At 60.1% G+C, this 18,237-nt stretch carries 14 protein-coding genes, 6 tRNA genes, 1 rRNA gene and 1 pseudogene; 8 read left to right on the top strand and 14 right to left on the bottom strand.

Annotated elements, in window-relative coordinates:
* Positions 1-114: ribosomal RNA gene (locus AAHA41_RS10515) — 16S ribosomal RNA — on the bottom strand; the annotation flags it as partial.
* A gap of 570 nt (positions 115-684) precedes the next feature.
* Here AAHA41_RS10515 and rapA point away from each other — a divergent pair.
* Together rapA and rluA are read left to right on the top strand one after the other, a co-directional pair.
* Entirely contained in the window at positions 685-3,552 is a 2,868-nt protein-coding gene (gene rapA / locus AAHA41_RS10520; protein WP_323070496.1) for an RNA polymerase-associated protein RapA, read from the top strand.
* A 113-nt stretch (positions 3,553-3,665) separates the two neighbouring features.
* On the top strand, positions 3,666-4,322 hold the full coding sequence (rluA, locus tag AAHA41_RS10525; protein ID WP_043852217.1) for a bifunctional tRNA pseudouridine(32) synthase/23S rRNA pseudouridine(746) synthase RluA: 657 nt from the start codon (positions 3,666-3,668) through the stop codon (positions 4,320-4,322).
* Between the two features lie 63 nt (positions 4,323-4,385).
* Here rluA and AAHA41_RS10530 read toward each other — a convergent pair whose 3' ends face one another.
* The 5 genes from AAHA41_RS10530 to treR all read right to left on the bottom strand — a co-directional run bounded on the left by AAHA41_RS10530 (position 4,386) and on the right by treR (position 9,718).
* Positions 4,386-4,574: a hypothetical protein gene (locus tag AAHA41_RS10530; protein ID WP_019446232.1), complete on the bottom strand. Its 189-nt coding sequence runs from the start codon at positions 4,572-4,574 to the stop codon at positions 4,386-4,388.
* 247 nt (positions 4,575-4,821) lie between these two features.
* Positions 4,822-5,415 (bottom strand): sugar O-acetyltransferase, encoded by a 594-nt coding sequence (locus AAHA41_RS10535; protein ID WP_323070497.1) that lies wholly within the window; start codon positions 5,413-5,415, stop codon positions 4,822-4,824.
* A gap of 3 nt (positions 5,416-5,418) precedes the next feature.
* Positions 5,419-7,080, bottom strand: coding sequence for an alpha,alpha-phosphotrehalase (treC, locus tag AAHA41_RS10540; protein WP_323070498.1), 1,662 nt, complete (start codon positions 7,078-7,080; stop codon positions 5,419-5,421).
* A gap of 67 nt (positions 7,081-7,147) precedes the next feature.
* On the bottom strand, positions 7,148-8,578 hold the full coding sequence (gene treB, locus AAHA41_RS10545; RefSeq protein WP_104016537.1) for a PTS trehalose transporter subunit IIBC: 1,431 nt from the start codon (positions 8,576-8,578) through the stop codon (positions 7,148-7,150).
* Between the two features lie 192 nt (positions 8,579-8,770).
* A complete protein-coding gene (treR, locus tag AAHA41_RS10550) occupies positions 8,771-9,718 on the bottom strand; it encodes a trehalose operon repressor TreR (RefSeq protein WP_323070499.1) in 948 nt (315 codons plus the stop codon).
* A gap of 137 nt (positions 9,719-9,855) precedes the next feature.
* Here treR and AAHA41_RS10555 point away from each other — a divergent pair, with 137 nt between their 5' ends.
* The 6 genes and pseudogenes from AAHA41_RS10555 (at position 9,856) to pbpG (ending at position 15,509) form a co-directional block, all read left to right on the top strand.
* A complete protein-coding gene (locus AAHA41_RS10555) occupies positions 9,856-10,806 on the top strand; it encodes an AEC family transporter (protein ID WP_201930718.1) in 951 nt (316 codons plus the stop codon).
* A gap of 174 nt (positions 10,807-10,980) precedes the next feature.
* Positions 10,981-11,176 (top strand): annotated as a pseudogene (locus AAHA41_RS10560) (heavy metal-associated domain-containing protein).
* A gap of 130 nt (positions 11,177-11,306) precedes the next feature.
* Positions 11,307-12,365 (top strand): L-asparaginase 2, encoded by a 1,059-nt coding sequence (gene ansB / locus AAHA41_RS10565; protein WP_323070500.1) that lies wholly within the window; start codon positions 11,307-11,309, stop codon positions 12,363-12,365.
* Positions 12,366-12,545: 180 nt separating this feature from the next.
* Positions 12,546-13,838 (top strand): hemolysin family protein, encoded by a 1,293-nt coding sequence (locus AAHA41_RS10570; protein ID WP_323070501.1) that lies wholly within the window; start codon positions 12,546-12,548, stop codon positions 13,836-13,838.
* Positions 13,839-13,856: 18 nt separating this feature from the next.
* Positions 13,857-14,522 carry a DedA family protein gene (locus AAHA41_RS10575; protein WP_201915482.1) on the top strand — a complete coding sequence of 222 codons (666 nt, stop codon included), beginning with the start codon at positions 13,857-13,859 and terminating at the stop codon, positions 14,520-14,522.
* A gap of 159 nt (positions 14,523-14,681) precedes the next feature.
* Entirely contained in the window at positions 14,682-15,509 is an 828-nt protein-coding gene (gene pbpG / locus AAHA41_RS10580; protein WP_124241562.1) for a D-alanyl-D-alanine endopeptidase, read from the top strand.
* A 310-nt stretch (positions 15,510-15,819) separates the two neighbouring features.
* On the opposite strand, the gene AAHA41_RS10585 is transcribed toward pbpG, so the two are convergent.
* From AAHA41_RS10585 to AAHA41_RS10620, 8 genes are all read right to left on the bottom strand, one after another.
* A tRNA-Arg gene (locus AAHA41_RS10585) sits at positions 15,820-15,896 on the bottom strand.
* A gap of 27 nt (positions 15,897-15,923) precedes the next feature.
* Positions 15,924-16,000, bottom strand: a tRNA-Arg gene (locus AAHA41_RS10590).
* A 27-nt stretch (positions 16,001-16,027) separates the two neighbouring features.
* Positions 16,028-16,104, bottom strand: a tRNA-Arg gene (locus AAHA41_RS10595).
* A gap of 26 nt (positions 16,105-16,130) precedes the next feature.
* Positions 16,131-16,207, bottom strand: a tRNA-Arg gene (locus tag AAHA41_RS10600).
* Positions 16,208-16,302: 95 nt separating this feature from the next.
* Positions 16,303-16,379 (bottom strand) — tRNA-Arg (locus AAHA41_RS10605).
* Positions 16,380-16,383: 4 nt separating this feature from the next.
* Positions 16,384-16,476 (bottom strand) — tRNA-Ser (locus AAHA41_RS10610).
* Positions 16,477-16,690: 214 nt separating this feature from the next.
* The gene (gene csrA, locus AAHA41_RS10615; protein ID WP_005305164.1) at positions 16,691-16,879 is read right to left on the bottom strand and encodes a carbon storage regulator CsrA; all 189 of its coding nucleotides are present in this window, start codon (positions 16,877-16,879) and stop codon (positions 16,691-16,693) included.
* Between the two features lie 103 nt (positions 16,880-16,982).
* On the bottom strand, positions 16,983-18,221 hold the full coding sequence (locus AAHA41_RS10620) for an aspartate kinase (protein WP_041210820.1): 1,239 nt from the start codon (positions 18,219-18,221) through the stop codon (positions 16,983-16,985).
* Between the last annotated feature and the right edge of the window lie 16 nt (positions 18,222-18,237).

An 18,237-nucleotide genomic window follows, 5' to 3' on the forward strand; every position in this document is an offset into this window, starting at 1 on the left:
CCGTCCGCCGCTCGCCGGCAAAAGTAGCAAGCTACTTTCCCGCTGCCGCTCGACTTGCATGTGTTAGGCCTGCCGCCAGCGTTCAATCTGAGCCATGATCAAACTCTTCAATTTAAGTTTGGTTGCCAATTAAGGCGGCTCAATGAATTGCTGAATTAACTGCTGCAACATAAAGTTGCTTTGGTCACTTCATCAGACATTGAAAATCAAAAATTGTTTTTGATGCTCGATGCTGTGAGTGCCCACACAGATTGCTTGATTCAAATTGTTAAAGAGCGATGCAGCTTTTGCTGCTGCGGGAGTGGCATTCTACTCAACCGCCTTCTCGAGTCAAGCCTTATTTGCAAAGGCTTTTCGAGGTTATCGACTCAGGCTTTCTGCGTTGCCGCTTGCCTTGTCGATGGAGGCGCATTATAGGGCTCCTGATCACGTTGGCAAGGGTGTTTTTGCATTAAATTCGCATTTCCTGTGCGACCGCTTACTTATTGTTCGAAACGATGATTTATTCCACGAAACAGCCCACCACAGTCGCCTCCGGCTATCTTCTTTAGTGCCTTCTCTACGACAAATCAGGGCCATCATGATTTGATCTCATCCCTCTATATCCTTGGTGATCGAGGTCACTCCTTCGGGTAACATAGCGCCCCTTTGCGATTCACACACTCTTGGGCTTTGGAGAGTTTAATGCCTTTTGCACTTGGCCAGCGTTGGATTAGTGATACAGAGACGGATCTTGGTTTGGGGACTGTCGTTGCTGTTGAAGGACGCATGGTTACCCTGTTGTTCCCGGCTACCGGTGAAAACCGCATGTATGCCAAAGAAGAGGCGCCGGTAACCCGGGTCAGCTTCAATGTGGGCGATCAGATTGCCAGTCACGAAGACTGGACCATGACGGTCGACGAAGTGCAGGAGAAAGATGGCCTGCTTATATATGTAGGTGTTCGCACCGACAATGATGAGCCGGTTGTCCTCAAGGAAGTGTTTCTCAACAACTTTATCAAGTTCAACAAGCCGCAGGATCGCCTGTTCGCCGGTCAGATCGATCGGATGTCCCGCTTTACCCTGCGCTACGAGGCGCTGGTCAACCAGCACAAGCGTCGTCGCAATCCGACCCGCGGTCTGGCCGGTGGCCGGGTCAGCCTGATCCCGCACCAGCTCTATATTGCCCACGAGGTGGGTCACCGCTACGCCCCGCGCGTACTGCTGGCCGATGAGGTTGGTCTGGGTAAGACCATCGAAGCGGGCATGATCATTCATCAGCAGCTGCTCTCCGGCCGCGCCCATCGGGTGCTGATCCTGCTGCCCGAGACGCTCCAGCACCAGTGGCTGGTCGAAATGCTGCGCCGTTTCAACCTGCACTTCTCCCTGTTTGACGAGGAGCGCTGCATCGAGGCGTTCGCCGATGCGGAAAACCCCTTCGAGACCGAACAGCTGGTGATCTGCAGCCTCGACTTCCTGCGCAAGAAGCGTCGTCGCTTCGAGCAGGTGCTGGAAGCCGAGTGGGATCTGCTGGTTGTCGATGAAGCACACCATCTGGAGTGGAGCGAAGAGGCGCCGAGCCGTGCCTATGAAATGGTGGAAGCGCTGGCCGAACAGGTGCCGGGCGTGCTGCTGCTGACCGCCACCCCGGATCAGCTGGGCCACCAGAGCCACTTCGCCCGTCTGCGCCTGCTCGACCCCGAGCGTTTCTACGACTACGACGCCTTCCTCGACGAGGAGCAGGCCTATGGTCAGGTCGCCAGCGCCGCGCAAGAGCTGCTGGATGGCGAGACCCTGAGCGACAACGCCAAAGCCATCCTGGCCGATCAACTGACCGGTCTGGATCTCGGCGATGCCGCCGCCCGTCAACAGGCGGTCGCCAAGTTGCTGGATCAGCACGGCACCGGCCGCGTCCTGTTTCGCAACAGCCGCGCCAATATTCAGGGCTTCCCTGAGCGTCACCTCAACGTCTACCCCATGCCGCTGCCGGAGCAGTACAAGACCGCCATCAAGGTGATGGGCATGATGGGTGGCAATGGTGGCGATCTGCAGACCCGTGCCCTGCGCTACCTCTACCCCGAGAAGATCTTCCAGCAGTTTGAAGGCGACAGCGCCAGCTGGACCCAGTTTGACCCGCGCGTCGACTGGCTGCTGGAGCTGCTGATCTCTGCCCGTCAGCAGAAGGTGCTGGTGATCTGCTCCGAAGCGGCCACCGCCATCGCGCTGGAAGAAGCCGTGCGCACCCGCGAGGGGATCCGCGCCGCCGTGTTCCACGAGGGGATGTCCATCCTCGAGCGGGACAAGGCCTCCGCCTATTTCGCCCAGCAGGAGGGTGGCGCCCAGGTGCTGCTCTGCTCCGAGATCGGCTCCGAAGGTCGCAACTTCCAGTTTGCCAGCCATCTGGTGCTGTTCGATCTGCCCCTCAACCCGGATCTGCTGGAGCAGCGGATCGGCCGTCTCGATCGCATCGGTCAGCAGAACACCGTCGAAATCCACGTTCCCTATCTGGAGGGTACCTCCCAGCGCGCCCTGCAGCTCTGGTATCACGATGGCCTCGATGCATTCGAGCAGACCTGCCCGACCGCCCGCCCGGTATTTGAAGCGGTGCGTGACGAGCTGTTCGAGCTGCTGGCCGCCAACACAGGTGATCAGGCGACCCTCGAAGCACTGCTGACCCGCACCCGCGAGTTGCACGAGCCGCTCAAGGCCAAGCTGGAACAGGGCCGCGATCGCCTGCTGGAGATCCACTCCAGCGGTGGCGAAGCTGCCAAACAATTGGTCGAGAAGCTGGCCGCCGAAGATGACGACACCGGCATGATCTCCTTCGCCCTCAAGATGTTCGACGAGATCGGCGTCAATCAGGACGATCGCGGCGAGAACGCGCTGGTGCTGATGCCGGGCGATCACATGCTGGTGCCCAGCTTCCCGGGCCTGCCGCAAGACGGCATGACCATCACCTTTGATCGCACCACCGCCCTGTCGCGGGACGATATGTCGTTCCTCTCCTGGGATCACCCCATGATGCGCGGCGGTATCGATCTGATCCTCGGCTCCGAGATCGGTGCCACCTCGGTGGCCCTGCTCAAGAACAAGGCGCTGCCGGTCGGTTCCATCCTGCTGGAGCTGATCTTCGTCGCCGAGTCTGCGGCTCATCCCCAGCTCTACCGCTTCATGCCACCGACACCGATCCGCCTGCTGATGGACAAAAACGGCAACAACCTCGGCGAGAAGGTGGCGTTCGATGCATTCAACCGCCAGCTGACGCCGGTCAACCGCCACCTTGGCAGCAAGCTGGTGACAGCATCCCAGCCGGTGATCCACGGTCTGATTGGCCAGGGTCAGGCGATTGCCGAAGAGCTGAAAGCCGGGATTGTCGACAAGGCCCGCGCCCAGATGGCGCAGACCCTGCAGCAGGATCTCGATCGTCTGGAGGCGCTCAAGGCGGTCAACCCGAACGTGCGCGACAGCGAGCTGGAATATCTGCGCAATCTGCAGGCAGAATTGCACCACCTGATCGACCAGACCCAGCTCAAGCTGGATGCCATCCGCTTTATTGTGGTAACCCATAACTGATAAAACGGTGAAATGGCCAAACCCAACGCAAGTTGGCTGCCATGCACTTTTTATCGTGGTAACCCATAACTGATGGGGGCTTGCCCCCGCTTTGACCAAAGATGCGAGACGCTATGTTTGTATACTCACCGCCCCTGGAACCCTGGCTCGATATCCTGTTCAAGGACAAGGACATCATGGTGGTCAACAAGCCCACTGGCCTGCTGAGCGTCCCCGGGCGCGGCCCCGAGAACGAAGACAGCGTGCTCCATCGGGTCAAGCAGCAACACCCCAAGGCGGCAGCCGCCCATCGCCTCGACATGGCGACCACCGGCGTGCTGGTGATCCCGCTCAACCCCAACTCCCACCGGGAGCTGAGCCGGCAATTCCGCGAACGGGAGACCGAGAAGCACTACCTCGCCTGGGTGTGGGGTGAACCGGAACAGGATGCGGGTGAAGTGGACCTGCCGCTCTGCGTCGACTGGCCCAACCGGCCGAAACAGAAAGTTGACCATGAGGAGGGGCGCCATGCCCTGACCCTGTGGCAGAAGCTGAAGGTGGAGAATGGCAACAGCCTGATCAAGCTGACCCCGATTACCGGTCGCTCCCATCAGCTGCGGGTCCATATGCTGGAGCTGGGTCACCCCATCCTCGGCGATAACCTCTACGCCAACCCGGATGCGCTGGCGGCGGCACCGCACCTTTATCTGCATGCGGCCAGTCTGACCATCAGCCACCCCCGCAGCGGCGAGCGGATGACCTTCGAGGCGCCAGCCCCTTTCCCGGTCTGAGCCTGACAGGTAACAGTCCAATAAAAGAAAGCCCCCATCGAGAGATGGGGGCTTTTTTATCGCTCAGACGCGGATATCGATATTGCTTCCGAGGGAAGCGCTGGCCGATGTCGGCGCAGCCGGAGCGGATTGCGCTGCGGTTTGCAGCAATTTCAGTGCGGATTCGCCCTCTTGGGTCTGCTGTTTTTTGGCCAGACTGGCCGCCATCAACGCAGAACCGAACGACGCATTTGCAGAGCTGGATATGTCCATAGGTTACCTCCTGCATCAAAGAGTATCGGCCGCCCTCAGCCAGACATGAGCAATCAATGGACAATAATCCGAACCGGGGCCCGGTTGCATGTAGATCGGGTGAATGCTTTGGAAGGGGAAAATCGCCCCGAAACCGCGCCAACTGGGCGTTTTGAGGGGTTACCAGCCATTCGATAAGCAAATGATGGCGGCAATATCATTTAAAAAAACAAATGATAAAAAGTGCTGCCAAGCCCCTCGAAAATGCCTATTCGAGGCCTGCGAGCTCCTCCGCCGTCATCGCCCGCAATACCCGACAGGGGTTGCCGGCCGCCACCACATTGGCGGGCACATCTTTGGTCACCACCGAACCGGCGCCGATGACGCAGTTGTCACCGATAGTGACGCCGGGGCAGATAACCGTACTGCCGCCAATCCAGACGTTGTGACCGATCCGTACCGGCTTGCCGAACTCGACCCCCCTGATGCGCGGCGCCACCGCCACCGGGTGAGCGGCGGTGTAGATCTGCACCCCGGGCGCCAGCAGCACGTTGTCGCCGATGTGCACCTCACAGACGTCGAGGATGGTGCAATTGACGTTGGCGTAGAAGTTCTCGCCGACGAAGATGTTGGCGCCATAGTCGCAAAAGAACGGCGGATTGATGGCACACTCCTGGCCGCGGCTACCGAGCAGCTCGTGCAGCAAAGCATCCCGTGCCGGTTTCTCCTGCCAGCTGGTGTTGAAGGTGTGATAGAGCCTGCGGCAGCGCTCGCGCGCCGCTTTCAGCTCGGGATCGCCCGCATCATAAGGCTCCCCCGCAACCATCTTCTGCCACTCGGCACCGCGCACCACCTTCTCCATTACCTACTCCATCAGCCAGATCAGGGATTCATAAGGGCGCAGCATACCCGATTGCGGTTGGGCCGGGCTATCCGGGTAGTTGCCGAGCAGCAGCCGACCTTGCCCGCTTTGCAGCTCGGCAGGCAAGGCAAACTCCACCGGCTCGCCGTAGAAGTTGCTCACCACCAGCAGGGTCTGACCGTTGGCGCGGCGGGCATAGGCCCAGATCTGCGGGTGCCCGGTCAGCAGCTCCTGATAATCCCCCTGAGTGAAGATGGGGTGCGCCTTGCGCAGGGCGATGAGATCCCGATAGTGCCAGAACACCGAGTTCTGGTCGGCCAGCGCCGCCTCGGCGTTGACCTCGGAATAGTTGGCAGCAGGCTTGAGCCAGGGCGTTCCGCTGGTGAAACCGGCATTGGCCGCAGCGCTCCACTGCATCGGGGTGCGCGAGTTGTCGCGGGACTTGGCACCGAGAATGGCGAGGATCTCGGCCTCGCTCATCCCTTCAGCCTGCTTGATGGCGAAGATGTTGCGGCTCTCCACATCCTGATAGTCATCGATGCGCTGATAGCCGGGGTTGGTCATGCCAATCTCCTCCCCCTGATAGATGTAGGGGGTGCCCTGCAAACCGTGCAGAGTGCTGGCCAGCATCTTGGCGGCCACAACCCGATGCTCGCCCTCGTCACCGAAGCGGGAGACTATGCGCGGCTGATCGTGGTTGCACCAGAACAGCGCCGACCACCCCTTGCCGTGCATGCCACTCTGCCAGTGGTTGAAGATGCGCTTGAGTTCGAGGAAATCGAACGGCGCCTTGGTCCACTTGTCGCCGTTGGGGTAATCCACCTTGAGGTGATGGAAGTTGAACACCATGGAGAGCTCGGAGCCATCGAGGGCACCATAGCGCTGGCAGTGCTCCAGCGAAGTAGAGGACATCTCCCCCACCGTCATGGCTCCCACCGGGGCAAACACATCGCGGCTCACATCCTGCAGGAATTCGTGGATGCGCGGCCCGTCGGTATAGAAGCGGCGGCCATCGCCAATCTCGTCGTTCGGGAACGCCTGATCCTTGGAGATGAGGTTGATGACGTCGAGGCGGAAACCGTCCACCCCCTTCTTGGCCCAGAAGTGGATGATGTTTTTCACCTCGGCGCGCACCGCCGGATTTTCCCAGTTGAGATCCGCCTGCTCGCGGGCAAACAGGTGCAGGTAGAACTGACCGGTGGCAGAGTCCAGCTCCCAGGCGCTGCCGCCAAACTTGGATTGCCAGTTGTTGGGCACGCCGCCATCCACCGGATCGCGCCAGATGTAGTAGTCGCGGTAGGGGCTGTTTTTATCCCCCAGCGCCGACTTGAACCAGGTGTGCTCGGTGGAGGTGTGGTTGACCACGATATCCATCACGATACGGATGTTGCGCGCATGGGCGGCGGCCAGCAGCGCCTCGAAATCAGCCATGGTGCCGTAGGCGGGGTCGATGGCGTAGTAGTCGGCGATGTCGTAGCCGTTGTCCACCTGCGGCGAGACGTAGACCGGGGTCAGCCAGAGGGCATCGACCCCCAGCGTCTTGAGGTAATCGAGGCGGGCCATCATCCCCTTGAGATCACCGGTGCCACGGGCGCCGGAATCCTGAAAGCTCTTGGGATAGATCTGGTAAATCACGGCGCTCTGCCACCAGGGTGTTTGGCTCATGGCTCTTTCTCTTGTCACAAATTGAAATGGGAGAGGGCGACCCCTTGGGTCGCCCTGACAATCAGATTCAGGCGCTGGCTTCGGCCAGCTTGCCGGCTGCTTGCTGGCGCTTGTAGACCAGCAGGGTCAGCACCACCGGCACCACGATGGCGACCAGCATGGCGAGGGAGTAAACGGCCCAGTATTGCGGCTGGATGGAGAGGATGCCCGGCAGGCCGCCTACCCCGATGCCGTTGGCCATCACCCCGGCGAAACCGCAGATGAGGGCCGCAAGGCTGGAGCCCACCATGGCGCACAGCATGGGGAACTTGTACTTGAGGTTGATACCGTACATCGCCGGTTCGGTCACCCCGAGGTAGGCGGAGATGGCGGCAGGTACCGAGATCTCCCGTTCGTTCTCCTTGCGGCTAATCAGAATGATGCCGACGACCGCAGAAGCCTGGGCGATGTTGGAGAGGGCAATCAGCGGCCAGATCGGGGTGCCACCCATGCTCTGCATCAGCTGCAGATCCACCGCGTTGGTGGTGTGGTGGATGCCGGTGATGACCAGCGGCGCGTAGAGGAAACCGAACAGGGCGGCACCGATAGGGGCGAAGGAGCCGGTCATGGCGGCCTTGGCAGCGAAGCCGACACCGTCACCCAGCCAGCGACCGAACGGACCGATAAAGGCGTGGGCCACGATCACCGCCAGCAGCAGAGAAACGAACGGCACAATCACCAGATAGAGATAGGCCGGAATGATCCGCTTGAGGTTGGTCTCTACCCAGGCGAGGAACACGCCCGCCAACAGCGCCGGAATGACCTGCGCCTGATAACCCACCTTCTGGATCACGAACAGGCCGAAGTCCCACACCTCGGGAGTCTGCTGGCCGATGCCGTAGGCGTTCATCAACTGCGGCGACACCAGCGTGATACCGAGCACGATACCGAGGATCTCGGAGCCGCCCATCTTCTTGACCGCAGACCAGCAAACACCGACCGGCAGGAAGTGGAAGATCGCCTCGCCCAGCAGCCAGAGGAAGGCGTGCACCTGAGCCCAGAACTGGCTGATCTCGGTGAGGGTGTGGGTGCCATCGTCGAACATCTTGATGTCGCCGATGACGTTGCGAAAGCCCAGGATCAAACCACCGGTGATGATGGCAGGCAGCAGCGGCACGAAGATCTCCGCCAGATGGGAGATACCCCGCTCCAGCGGATTCATGTTCTGGCGCGCCGCCTGCTTGGCGGCCTCCTTGCTGCCACCGCTGACGCCGAGCTGCTCGGTCAGCGCCTTGTACCACTGCTCTACCTCGTTACCGATCACCACCTGGAACTGACCGCCCTGAGTGAAGCTTCCCTTCACCGCCGGGATGGTTTCGATGGCCTTGCTGTCGGCCTTGGCCGGATCGTTCAGGACGAAGCGCAATCGGGTCAGGCAGTGGCTGACGGTGGCGATGTTCTCCTTGCCGCCGATCTTGTCGATCAGGGTGGCAAGCTGCTGTGCGTTGATCTTGGACATGGGTCTTCCCTCTGTGACGCCATTGAATAGTGGTCTGCATCGCCCTTGCGAGCCACTCTTTGGGCTCGAGCGTTTTTGGTATCGTTCCCATTTAGCATGCCGACAATCTTGCCAGATCAAAATGGGAACGTTCCCAATTCGTGGCCAGCGTCACAAAAAGCGCGTTTTTTGTTCAGTCCGGAGTGATGGGGGTCACAGGGTACGGCAAGGGGCTATGGTCGCCAGCGGCGGCTGCTCCTGCTCGATCTGGCCGAGCAGCTGCCGCGCCGCCTGCTCCCCTGCCCCCTTGTAACCGAGATCCAGAGTGAGGGCGTTGGGAAAGAGGAAGGTGAACATGGGATTGTTGCCAAGGCCGGTCACCAGCACCTCGCTACGCCCCTGCTCTTGCAGGTATTTTGCCGCACCGATGGCGAGGGTGTCGCTGGCGCAGACCAGCGCGCCGGTGGTCAGGGTAAGCAGCTCGGCAGCCAACCGGTAGCCGCTCTGCAGGCTGAGATCGCCGAGGGCGCTACGCGCCGCCAGCCCCTGCTCGGCGCAGTAGCCGAGGTAGGCGTCGAGCCGGCGCTGGCCGGTGGTGAGGTCGGCGGTATCCACCCCCAGATAGGCGATATCGCGGATACCGCGGGCAGCGAGCTGGCCCAGCATGGTGTGCACCGCCCCGACATCGTCAAAACAGACCGAGGAGAAACCGGGATATTCGCGGGCAACCAGCACCAGCTTATCCCTGAGCGGCGCCATGGCGGCATAGTCGAGATCGTTGAAGGCAAACAGGATGATGCCATCCACTCCGCGCCGCTCCAGCACCGCCAGATGCTCCTGCACCTTGGCCGGAGAGAACTTGCTCTCCATCAGCACGGCGTCGTAGCCGCGCTGGTAGAGGGTCTCCAGCATGCCGCGCACCGCCTGATTCTCCGAGCTGGAGTCGAGCCGCGAGACGATGATCCCCACCACCTGCTGGCTCTGGCTGCGCATGGCCCGCGCCGACTTGCTCGGCACGAAGCCGTGCTCGGCGATGATCTGCTCCACCCGCTCGCGGGTCTCCTGCTTCACCTTGGGATCCTGATTGAGCACCCGGGAGACAGTCGACTTGCCGACCCCCGAGAGGCGGGCGATATCGAGGATGGTCAGTTTCTTGTCCATGGATTGACTCACTGGGGTTTGGCACAGGCGGTGGAAATTGCCCACATTGTTGTGATTAACCCCTGTGAATACAAGCCCATGGCGTTAGAATGCCCTTTTTGCCCCGCTTCGGACGGCGCATCAGGAGGACGCCCACCATGGATCTGCTGGCCAGTCTGCTCTTCTCCCTCTCCATCACAGGCCCCATCTGCGTGATCCTGCTGCTCGGCATCTGGCTCAAGCGGCTGGGGCTGCTGCCGGAGCCCTTCACCGAATCCGCCTCCCGGCTGGTGTTTCAGGTCACCCTGCCCGCCCTGCTCTTTCTCAGCATTCTTGGCACCAACTTCGCCACCATGCCGAGCCCCTGGTTTATCGGTTACGGCCTGCTGGCCACCGTCGCCAGCTATCTGGTACTGGAGCTGCTGGCGGGCCGCTTTATCGGCGAGCAGCGACTGCGCGGCATCTTCGTGCAGGGGAGTTTTCGCGGCAACAGCGCCATCATAGGGCTCGCCTACGTGCAGAACGCCTATGGCCACGAGGGGCTGGGGGCGGCAGCGCTCTACGTCGGCGCGGTCACCGTGCTCTACAACATCCTCGCGGTCATCACCCTCACCCGCAGCCTCGGCGGCGCGACCGGCATCCGCCCCATCCTGCTCGGCATCATCAAGAATCCGCTCATCATCGCCATCGTGGCGGCCCTTCCCTTCAGCCTGCTCGGCATCAAGATGCCGCAGCTGCTGCTCACCACCGGCAGCTACTTCGCCAACATGACGTTGCCGCTGGCGTTGCTCTGCACCGGCGCCTCCCTCAGTCTCGGCGCCCTGCGCGGCGGGGCGGCGCTGACCGGCTGGGCCAGCGTGATGCGGCTCTGCCTCATTCCAGCGGTGTTCACTCTGGGGGCGGCCCTGCTCGGCTTCAGCCATCTGGAACTCGGCATCCTGTTTCTTATCAGCGCCACCCCGACTGCCGCCGCCAGCTATGTGATGACCCGCGCCATGGGGGGCGACAGCGTGCTGGCAGCGAACATCATCGCCACCACCACCCTCGGCTCGCTGGTCACTACCAGCCTTGGGGCAACTCTGATGAATTACCTCGGTCTTATGTACTGACCCTGCCAGAGGAAACTGCCAACCTCATCGCCACTATGAACCTTGGCTCGCATGCCACCCATCCACCGACTGGGAACAATCCTGATGAACTATCCGGGGTTGATGTACTGACGGCTTGACCTTGCCGGAGGCGACAGCTTTACCCTTGTGCCATATCAACCGAGGAGAGCATTTATGACCATCGAACTCACCGTCTCCGGCATGTCCTGTGGTGGCTGCGCCGCCAGCCTGCAAAAAAGCCCTGCTGGCCCAGCCTGCCGTTACCACCGCGACCGTCGACTTTGCCAGCAGCAAGGCCGTCATCGAGAGCGCGCTGAGCAAGGCCGAGCTGATCGCCCTGATTGAAGCCAAGGGTTTCTCTGCGAGTTAAATTATCTCCATAGAGGTATAAAACAGGTTAAAAATCTGTACTCACCTGTCTTTTGGTGATTTTTATCACAGATATTGATGGTTATCTGGGCAAACTGGCTGCGATTATTCCAACCATAAGGATTTGCAGCATGACCCTACCGATCCGCAAGACCCTGCTCGCCGCCGTCGTCGGCCTGACCCTCTCCCCGATGGCCATGGCGCTGCCCAACGTGCACATTCTGGCGACCGGCGGCACCATCGCCGGAGCTGGCCAGTCCGCTACCCAGTCCAACTACGAGGCTGGCAAGGTGGCCATCGAAACCCTGATCGCCGCCGTGCCCGAGATGAAAAACGTGGCCGACGTGCAGGGTGAGCAGGTGGTGAAGATCGGCTCCCAGGACATGAACGACGAGGTGTGGCTCAAGCTGGCCAAGCGGGTCAACGAGCTGCTGGCCAAGGATGACGTGGATGGCATCGTCATCACCCACGGCACCGACACCATGGAAGAGACCGCCTACTTCCTCAATCTGACCGTCAAGAGCGACAAGCCGGTAGTGCTGGTCGGCGCCATGCGCCCCTCCACCGCCATGAGTGCCGACGGCCCGATGAACCTCTACAACGCTGTGGTGACCGCCTCTGACCCCGCCTCCAAGGGACGTGGCGTCATGGTAGCGATGAACGACACCGTGCTCGATGCCCGCGACGTCACCAAGACCAACACCACAGGCGTGCAGACCTTCGCCTCCCCCAACTTCGGCCCGCTGGGTTACATCCACAACGGCAAGATCGACTATCAGCGCAGCCCGGCCCGTCTGCACACCAGCAAGACCCCGTTTGACGTGAGCAAGCTCGACAAGCTGCCGCAAGTGGGCATCGTCTACAGCTACGCCAACGCCACCGACTTGCCTGCCAAGGCGATGGTGGATGCCAAGTTCGACGGCATCGTCAGCGCCGGGGTGGGTAACGGCAACCTCTACCACACCCTGTTCGACACCCTGGCTCAGGCGAGCAAGGATGGCATCCGCGTGGTGCGCTCCGCCCGCGTACCGACCGGCTCCACCACTCTGGATGCCGAGATCGATGACGCCAAGTACGGCTTCGTCGCCGCCGAGACCCTCAACCCGCAGAAGGCGCGGGTGCTGCTGATGCTCTCCCTGACCCAGACCAAGGATCCCAAGCAGATCCAGCGCTACTTCCAGCAGTTCTGACAGGGGACTCTGCAATCATGCCAAGGGCGGGATCTCCCGCCCTTTTCTCATCCCCCCGCGTCACGCCCTGCCCCTGCGAGATCAAATTAGCGAGCAGGATCACCCGCTTTCACAAGCACATCGCTGCCAAATTCATTACACTGCCAGCGATATTTTCTACTCAAGGAGTGCAGCTGCAGTATGGAACTGTTGATCCTGTTGGGATTGATCTTGCTTAACGGCCTCTTCGCCATGTCGGAAATCGCCATCGTCACCGCCCGCAAGGCGCGCCTTGGCAAGCTGGCCAATGAAGGAAGCCGCTCGGCGGCCATCGCACTCAAACTCGGCGAAAACCCGACTCATTTCCTCTCCGCCGTGCAGATCGGCATCACCTCCATCGGCCTGCTCAACGGTATCTATGGCGAATCCCTGCTGGCGCAGCCCTTCTCCCTCTGGCTGCAGGAGTGGGGACTCTCCCCCAAGAGCAGCGGACTTATCGCCACCGTCATCGTGGTGGTGGGGGTGACCTACCTCTCCATCGTGGTCGGTGAACTGGTGCCCAAGCGGCTTGGCCAACTCAGCGCCGAGCGCATCGCCTGTATGGTGGCGCGCCCCATGCTGTGGCTTGCCATCATGACCCGCCCCTTCGTCTGGCTGCTCTCGGCATCCACCAACACCACCTTGCGCCTGCTGCGGGTCAACCAGAATGGCAACGCCAACGTCACCGAGGAGGAGATCCATGCCATGCTGGTAGAGGGGTCGGAAGCCGGGGTGATCGAGGATCACGAACACACCATGCTGCGCAACGTGTTTCGTTTAGACGAGCGCAGCCTCTCCTCCCTGATGGTGCCGCGCAGCGATATCCGCTATCTGGACCTGGCGCTGCCGCTGGAGGCCAATCTGCAACGGCTGGTGGAGTATCGTCACAGCTTCTTCCCGGTCTGCGACGGCAGCTTGTCGGATCTGGTGGGGGTCATCAACGTCAGCAAGGTGCTGCACGCCTACATCAAGGGAGAGCCCATCGTTCTGGCGGCCCTGACCGAGGATTGCAGCCTGCTGCCCGAGACCCTCAACGGGGTCGAGCTGCTCAACCACTTCCGCACCCACAGCGAACAGATGGTGATGGTGGTGGACGAGTATGGCGAGCTGCAGGGGCTGGTCACCCAGCAGGATCTGCTGGAGGCGCTGGCCGGGGATTTCCAGCAGGAGGATGGCGAGGACAACTGGGCATTCCAGCGCGCCGACGGCAGCTGGCTGCTCGATGGCCTGATCCCGCTGCCCGAGTTGAAGGACTGTCTGGAGCTGGTTCGCCTGCCGGAAGAAGAAAAACATCACTATCACACCCTCGGAGGGCTTATCATGCTGCTCCTTGGTCGTGTTCCACACACCGGCGATCTGGTGACCCTGGAACAGTGGCAACTGGAAATTGTTGACATGGATGGTCTGCGCATCGACAAGGTGCTCGCCATGCCCTTGACCGATCAACCCAGCTAACCTGCGGAGTTTGCAAGTATGGAGCGGTTTTACCAACTGGCTCACGCCTTTATGCATCAGGATCTGGTGACCCTGTCCGATCCCAAGATGGCCTTCATGGTTTGCGCCGTCTTACTGACCTTTCTGGTATTGGAAAATGGCTTTATCCCCACCGCTTTCCTGCCCGGCGACAGCCTGTTGATCCTGACCGGCGTCCTCATCTATCAGGACGTGCTCTCCTTCGGGGTGATCCCGCTGCTGATCATGGCCACCTTCGTCGGCACCTGGCTCGGCTACATGCAGGGGCGTTTCCTCGGCCATACCCAGCTCTACCACCGGTTGCTCTCCCATGTGGAAGAGAAGCACCAGCAGAAGGTTTACTACCTGCTGGACAAATACGGGATCATCACCCTGATCACCGCCCGCTACATCGCCTTCGTCCGCACCGCCTACCCCTACATAGTCGGCGCCACCGAACTGCCGCAGGGGCGCTTTCTCATCGTCAATCTGATCAGCTCCATCATGTGGATCTGCCCGCTGGTGGGCTTCGGCTACTACCTGAGCCACACCAAACTGGCGGCCGAATATCAGTCCCAGTTCCTCAGCATCATCATCTACCTGCCGGTGGTGCTGCTGGTAGGTGGCGTCATCGCCCTCATCTGGCGCTGGATCAGCAAGCGCAAGTCCACCCGGCCCCAGAACTGACGCCGGCTGACCATGCCTGCACGAAGAGCCCTCCCATGGAGGGCTTTTTTGATCCCGCTTTTGCGCAAAGCGCAGAAATAGTCTCGATCGCCCCTTGTAAAGCCCGGTCAAAAATGAGTGAATCTAGCGCCTTTTTTCGATGGGAATGGAGTCGGTAGTATGCGGTGTCGGATTCGCGCAGTTGCGCTGGTTGTCGGCTTGATGGGAATGCTGGGATTGCCTGCGGCGGGTGCCGCCCCCAGCCCTGCCAAGCTGGATGTACGCTCGGAAAGCGCACTGGTGGTAGACGTCAACTCGGGCAAGACCCTTTATCAGAAGAATGCCAACAAGGCCCGCCCCATCGCCTCCCTCACCAAGCTGATGACGGCGCTGGTGGTACTGGAAGCCCGGCAGAATCTGGATCAGATCATCACGGTCGACAAGGATGACATCGACCGGGTCAAGCACACCCACTCACGCATTCGCATGGGCACCAAGGTGACCCGCCGCGACGCCCTGCATCTGGCGCTGATGTCCTCCGAGAACCGGATGGCCTCGGCCCTCGGCCGCCACTACCCGGGCGGCCGCAGCGCCTTCGTGCGCGCCATGAACAACAAGGCCCGTCAGCTGGGCATGCGCAATACCCACTTCTACGACTCCACCGGCCTCTCGACCCGCAACGTCGCGACCGCGCAGGATCTGGCCAAGCTGGTGGCTGCCGCCTATCGCCAGCCGCTGATCCGCCAGTTCACTCAGGACGAGAACCGCGAGATGCGTTTCAGCACCCCAGCCTACAGCCTGATGTTCAACAACACCAACCCGCTGGTGAAAAACCCGGATTGGGATGTGCGCCTCTCCAAGACCGGTTTTACCGATGAAGCGGGCCGCTGCCTGGTGATGCGGGCCAAGCCGGACAACCGCGAGCTGGCCATCGTGCTGCTCAACTCGGTGGGCAAACGCACCCCGGTCGGCGATGCCAACCGCATTCGCAAATGGCTGAAAAGCTGAGTGAATCACTCCTACTGAAAAAGGATGCTGCAGCATCCTTTTTTATTGCCCCCAAACCGCGCAGGAGCGTGTTAAAGGCATTTAGCGATAGTGAACAGGTATCCACGCATGCAAGATCAGCCACAGCAAACAGCGAGGTTTTGACGCTGTAGGCTAACGAGGGGAAACGGGCAGGAAGAAGTGGGAATACGGGTGTTGCAGCAAGCTGGGAAGAGGCCGTTGCAGTACCATTAGCGGGAACAAGCGAGATGGTAGAGGGTGGAAAATACTCATAAAAAAACAGCCCCGACCGAAGTCGAGGCTGTCTGTATGGTGCGCCCGAGAGGATTCGAACCTCTGACCACCTGGTTCGTAGCCAGGTACTCTATCCAGCTGAGCTACGGGCGCTCACAACTTGTAGCACTACTTGAAATATGGTGCGCCCGAGAGGATTCGAACCTCTGACCACCTGGTTCGTAGCCAGGTACTCTATCCAGCTGAGCTACGGGCGCTCATAAATTGTTGCACTGCTTGAAACATGGTGCGCCCGAGAGGATTCGAACCTCTGACCACCTGGTTCGTAGCCAGGTACTCTATCCAGCTGAGCTACGGGCGCTCATAAATCATTGTATTTGTTTGAAATGGTGCGCCCGAGAGGATTCGAACCTCTGACCACCTGGTTCGTAGCCAGGTACTCTATCCAGCTGAGCTACGGGCGCCCTGTTTTCAAACGATAAAAAAAGCTTACTCAACAGTAAGCCTTTTTCAGTGCTGACTTGCTGATGGCCAACACATGACTCCAAAGAGTCGAATATGGTGCGCCCGAGAGGATTCGAACCTCTGACCACCTGGTTCGTAGCCAGGTACTCTATCCAGCTGAGCTACGGGCGCAAAATGGCGGAGAAGGGGGGATTCGAACCCCCGATGCGGGTATAAGCCGCATACTCCCTTAGCAGGGGAGCGCCTTCAGCCTCTCGGCCACCTCTCCGTTTGCGGGGCTGATAATACTTCACAGGGATTTTTAGTCAAACACTTTTTTGGAGAAAAAAGCGTGTTCGCTCAGCATTTGGCCAAAGCGTGGAATATTCAAACAATATCGACACTTATCCCGCTCTTTTGCACCTTGCAGCGCGGTTTTGCCTGGCCTTAAAAAACAAAAGGCGACACATGAGGTGTCGCCTTGTCACAGCCATTAAAGCCGCTTAGAAGCCGGATTGACCCGGTACTTTCTCAGCCTGGATGCGCTGGTAGATCTCTTCGCGGTGTACGGAGACCTCTTTCGGCGCGTTAACACCGATACGGACCTGGTTACCTTTAACGCCCAGTACGGTGACAGTCACTTCATCACCAATCATCAGGGTTTCCCCTACACGACGAGTCAAAATAAGCATTCGCTTGCTCCTGTATCCTGTTTTGTTTTTATATCGATATGCGACATTATCTTACAAAGATACCGATATGGTAAATGGTTGAAACTAAATCAATCAGCGATTGTTAGCCCAAAGGCTGCTCTTGGGGCGCTTGATCCAATCCAAAAGCGGCGTGCAGGGCCCGCACCGCCAGCTCCAGATACTTCTCGTCAATCACCACCGAGATTTTGATTTCAGAGGTAGAAATCAACTGCATGTTGATCCCCTCCTCGCCCAATACCTTGAACATGGTGCGCGCAACACCGGGATGGTTCCACATGCCGACACCGACAATGGAGACCTTGGCAATCTCGCCATTCCCCTGCACGCAGGAGGCACCCAGCTCAGTGGCGGTCTCCTCCAGCAGCGCACGGGCACGGCGGTAGTCGTCACGATTCACCGTGAAGGTGAAGTCGGCGGTGCCATCTCCCAGGGTATTTTGCACAATCATGTCGACATCAATGTTGGCGTCGCTGATCGGGTTCAGGATCTGCGCAGCCACGGTCGGTCTGTCCGGCACACCCAGAATGGTCAGGCTGGCCTCGTTGCGGTTAAAAGCGATCCCGGATACCAGGGGAGCTTCCATCCTCTCACCTCCATATGTGATTAAGGTTCCCTCTCCGTCGACAAAGCTCGACAGCACCCGCAGCGGGACGCGGTACTTGCCCGCAAACTCCACCGAGCGGATCTGCAGCACCTTGGCGCCGAGACTGGCCATCTCCAGCATCTCCTCGAAGGTGATGGTGTCGAGACGACGAGCCTTGGGCTCGATGCGCGGATCCGTGGTGTATACCCCATCCACATCGGTAAAGATCTGGCACTCATCGGCCTTGATGGCCGCCGCCACGGCAACTGCCGTGGTATCCGAACCGCCGCGGCCCAGCGTCGTGATGGCGTTATGCTCGTCACGGCCCTGGAAACCGGCGATCACCACCACCTTGCCCGCAGCCAGTTCGGCATGAACCAGCTCGGTGTCGATGTGGGTGATGCGCGCCTTACCATAGGCGGAATCGGTATGAATCCGTACCTGATCGCCAGTCATCGAGACCGCCGGGCAACCGCGTTTGTTCAACGCGATGGCCAGCAGCGCTATGGTGACCTGCTCACCGGTGGAGACCAGTACATCCATCTCGCGCCGGTTGGCATCAGGATCCAGTTGCTGGGCCATGCCCAGCAACCGGTTGGTTTCGCCCGACATGGCGGAGACAACCACCACCACGTCGTGTCCCTGGGCGCGGGTCTGCTCGACCCGCTCAGCTACCGCCTCGATCCGCTCCAGTGTGCCGACCGAGGTGCCGCCGTACTTCTGTACATAGAGTGCCACAGATCACCTCGCCCGA

Source organism: Aeromonas sp. SER, assembly GCF_038739615.1.
GTDB lineage: Bacteria > Pseudomonadota > Gammaproteobacteria > Enterobacterales > Aeromonadaceae > Aeromonas > Aeromonas jandaei.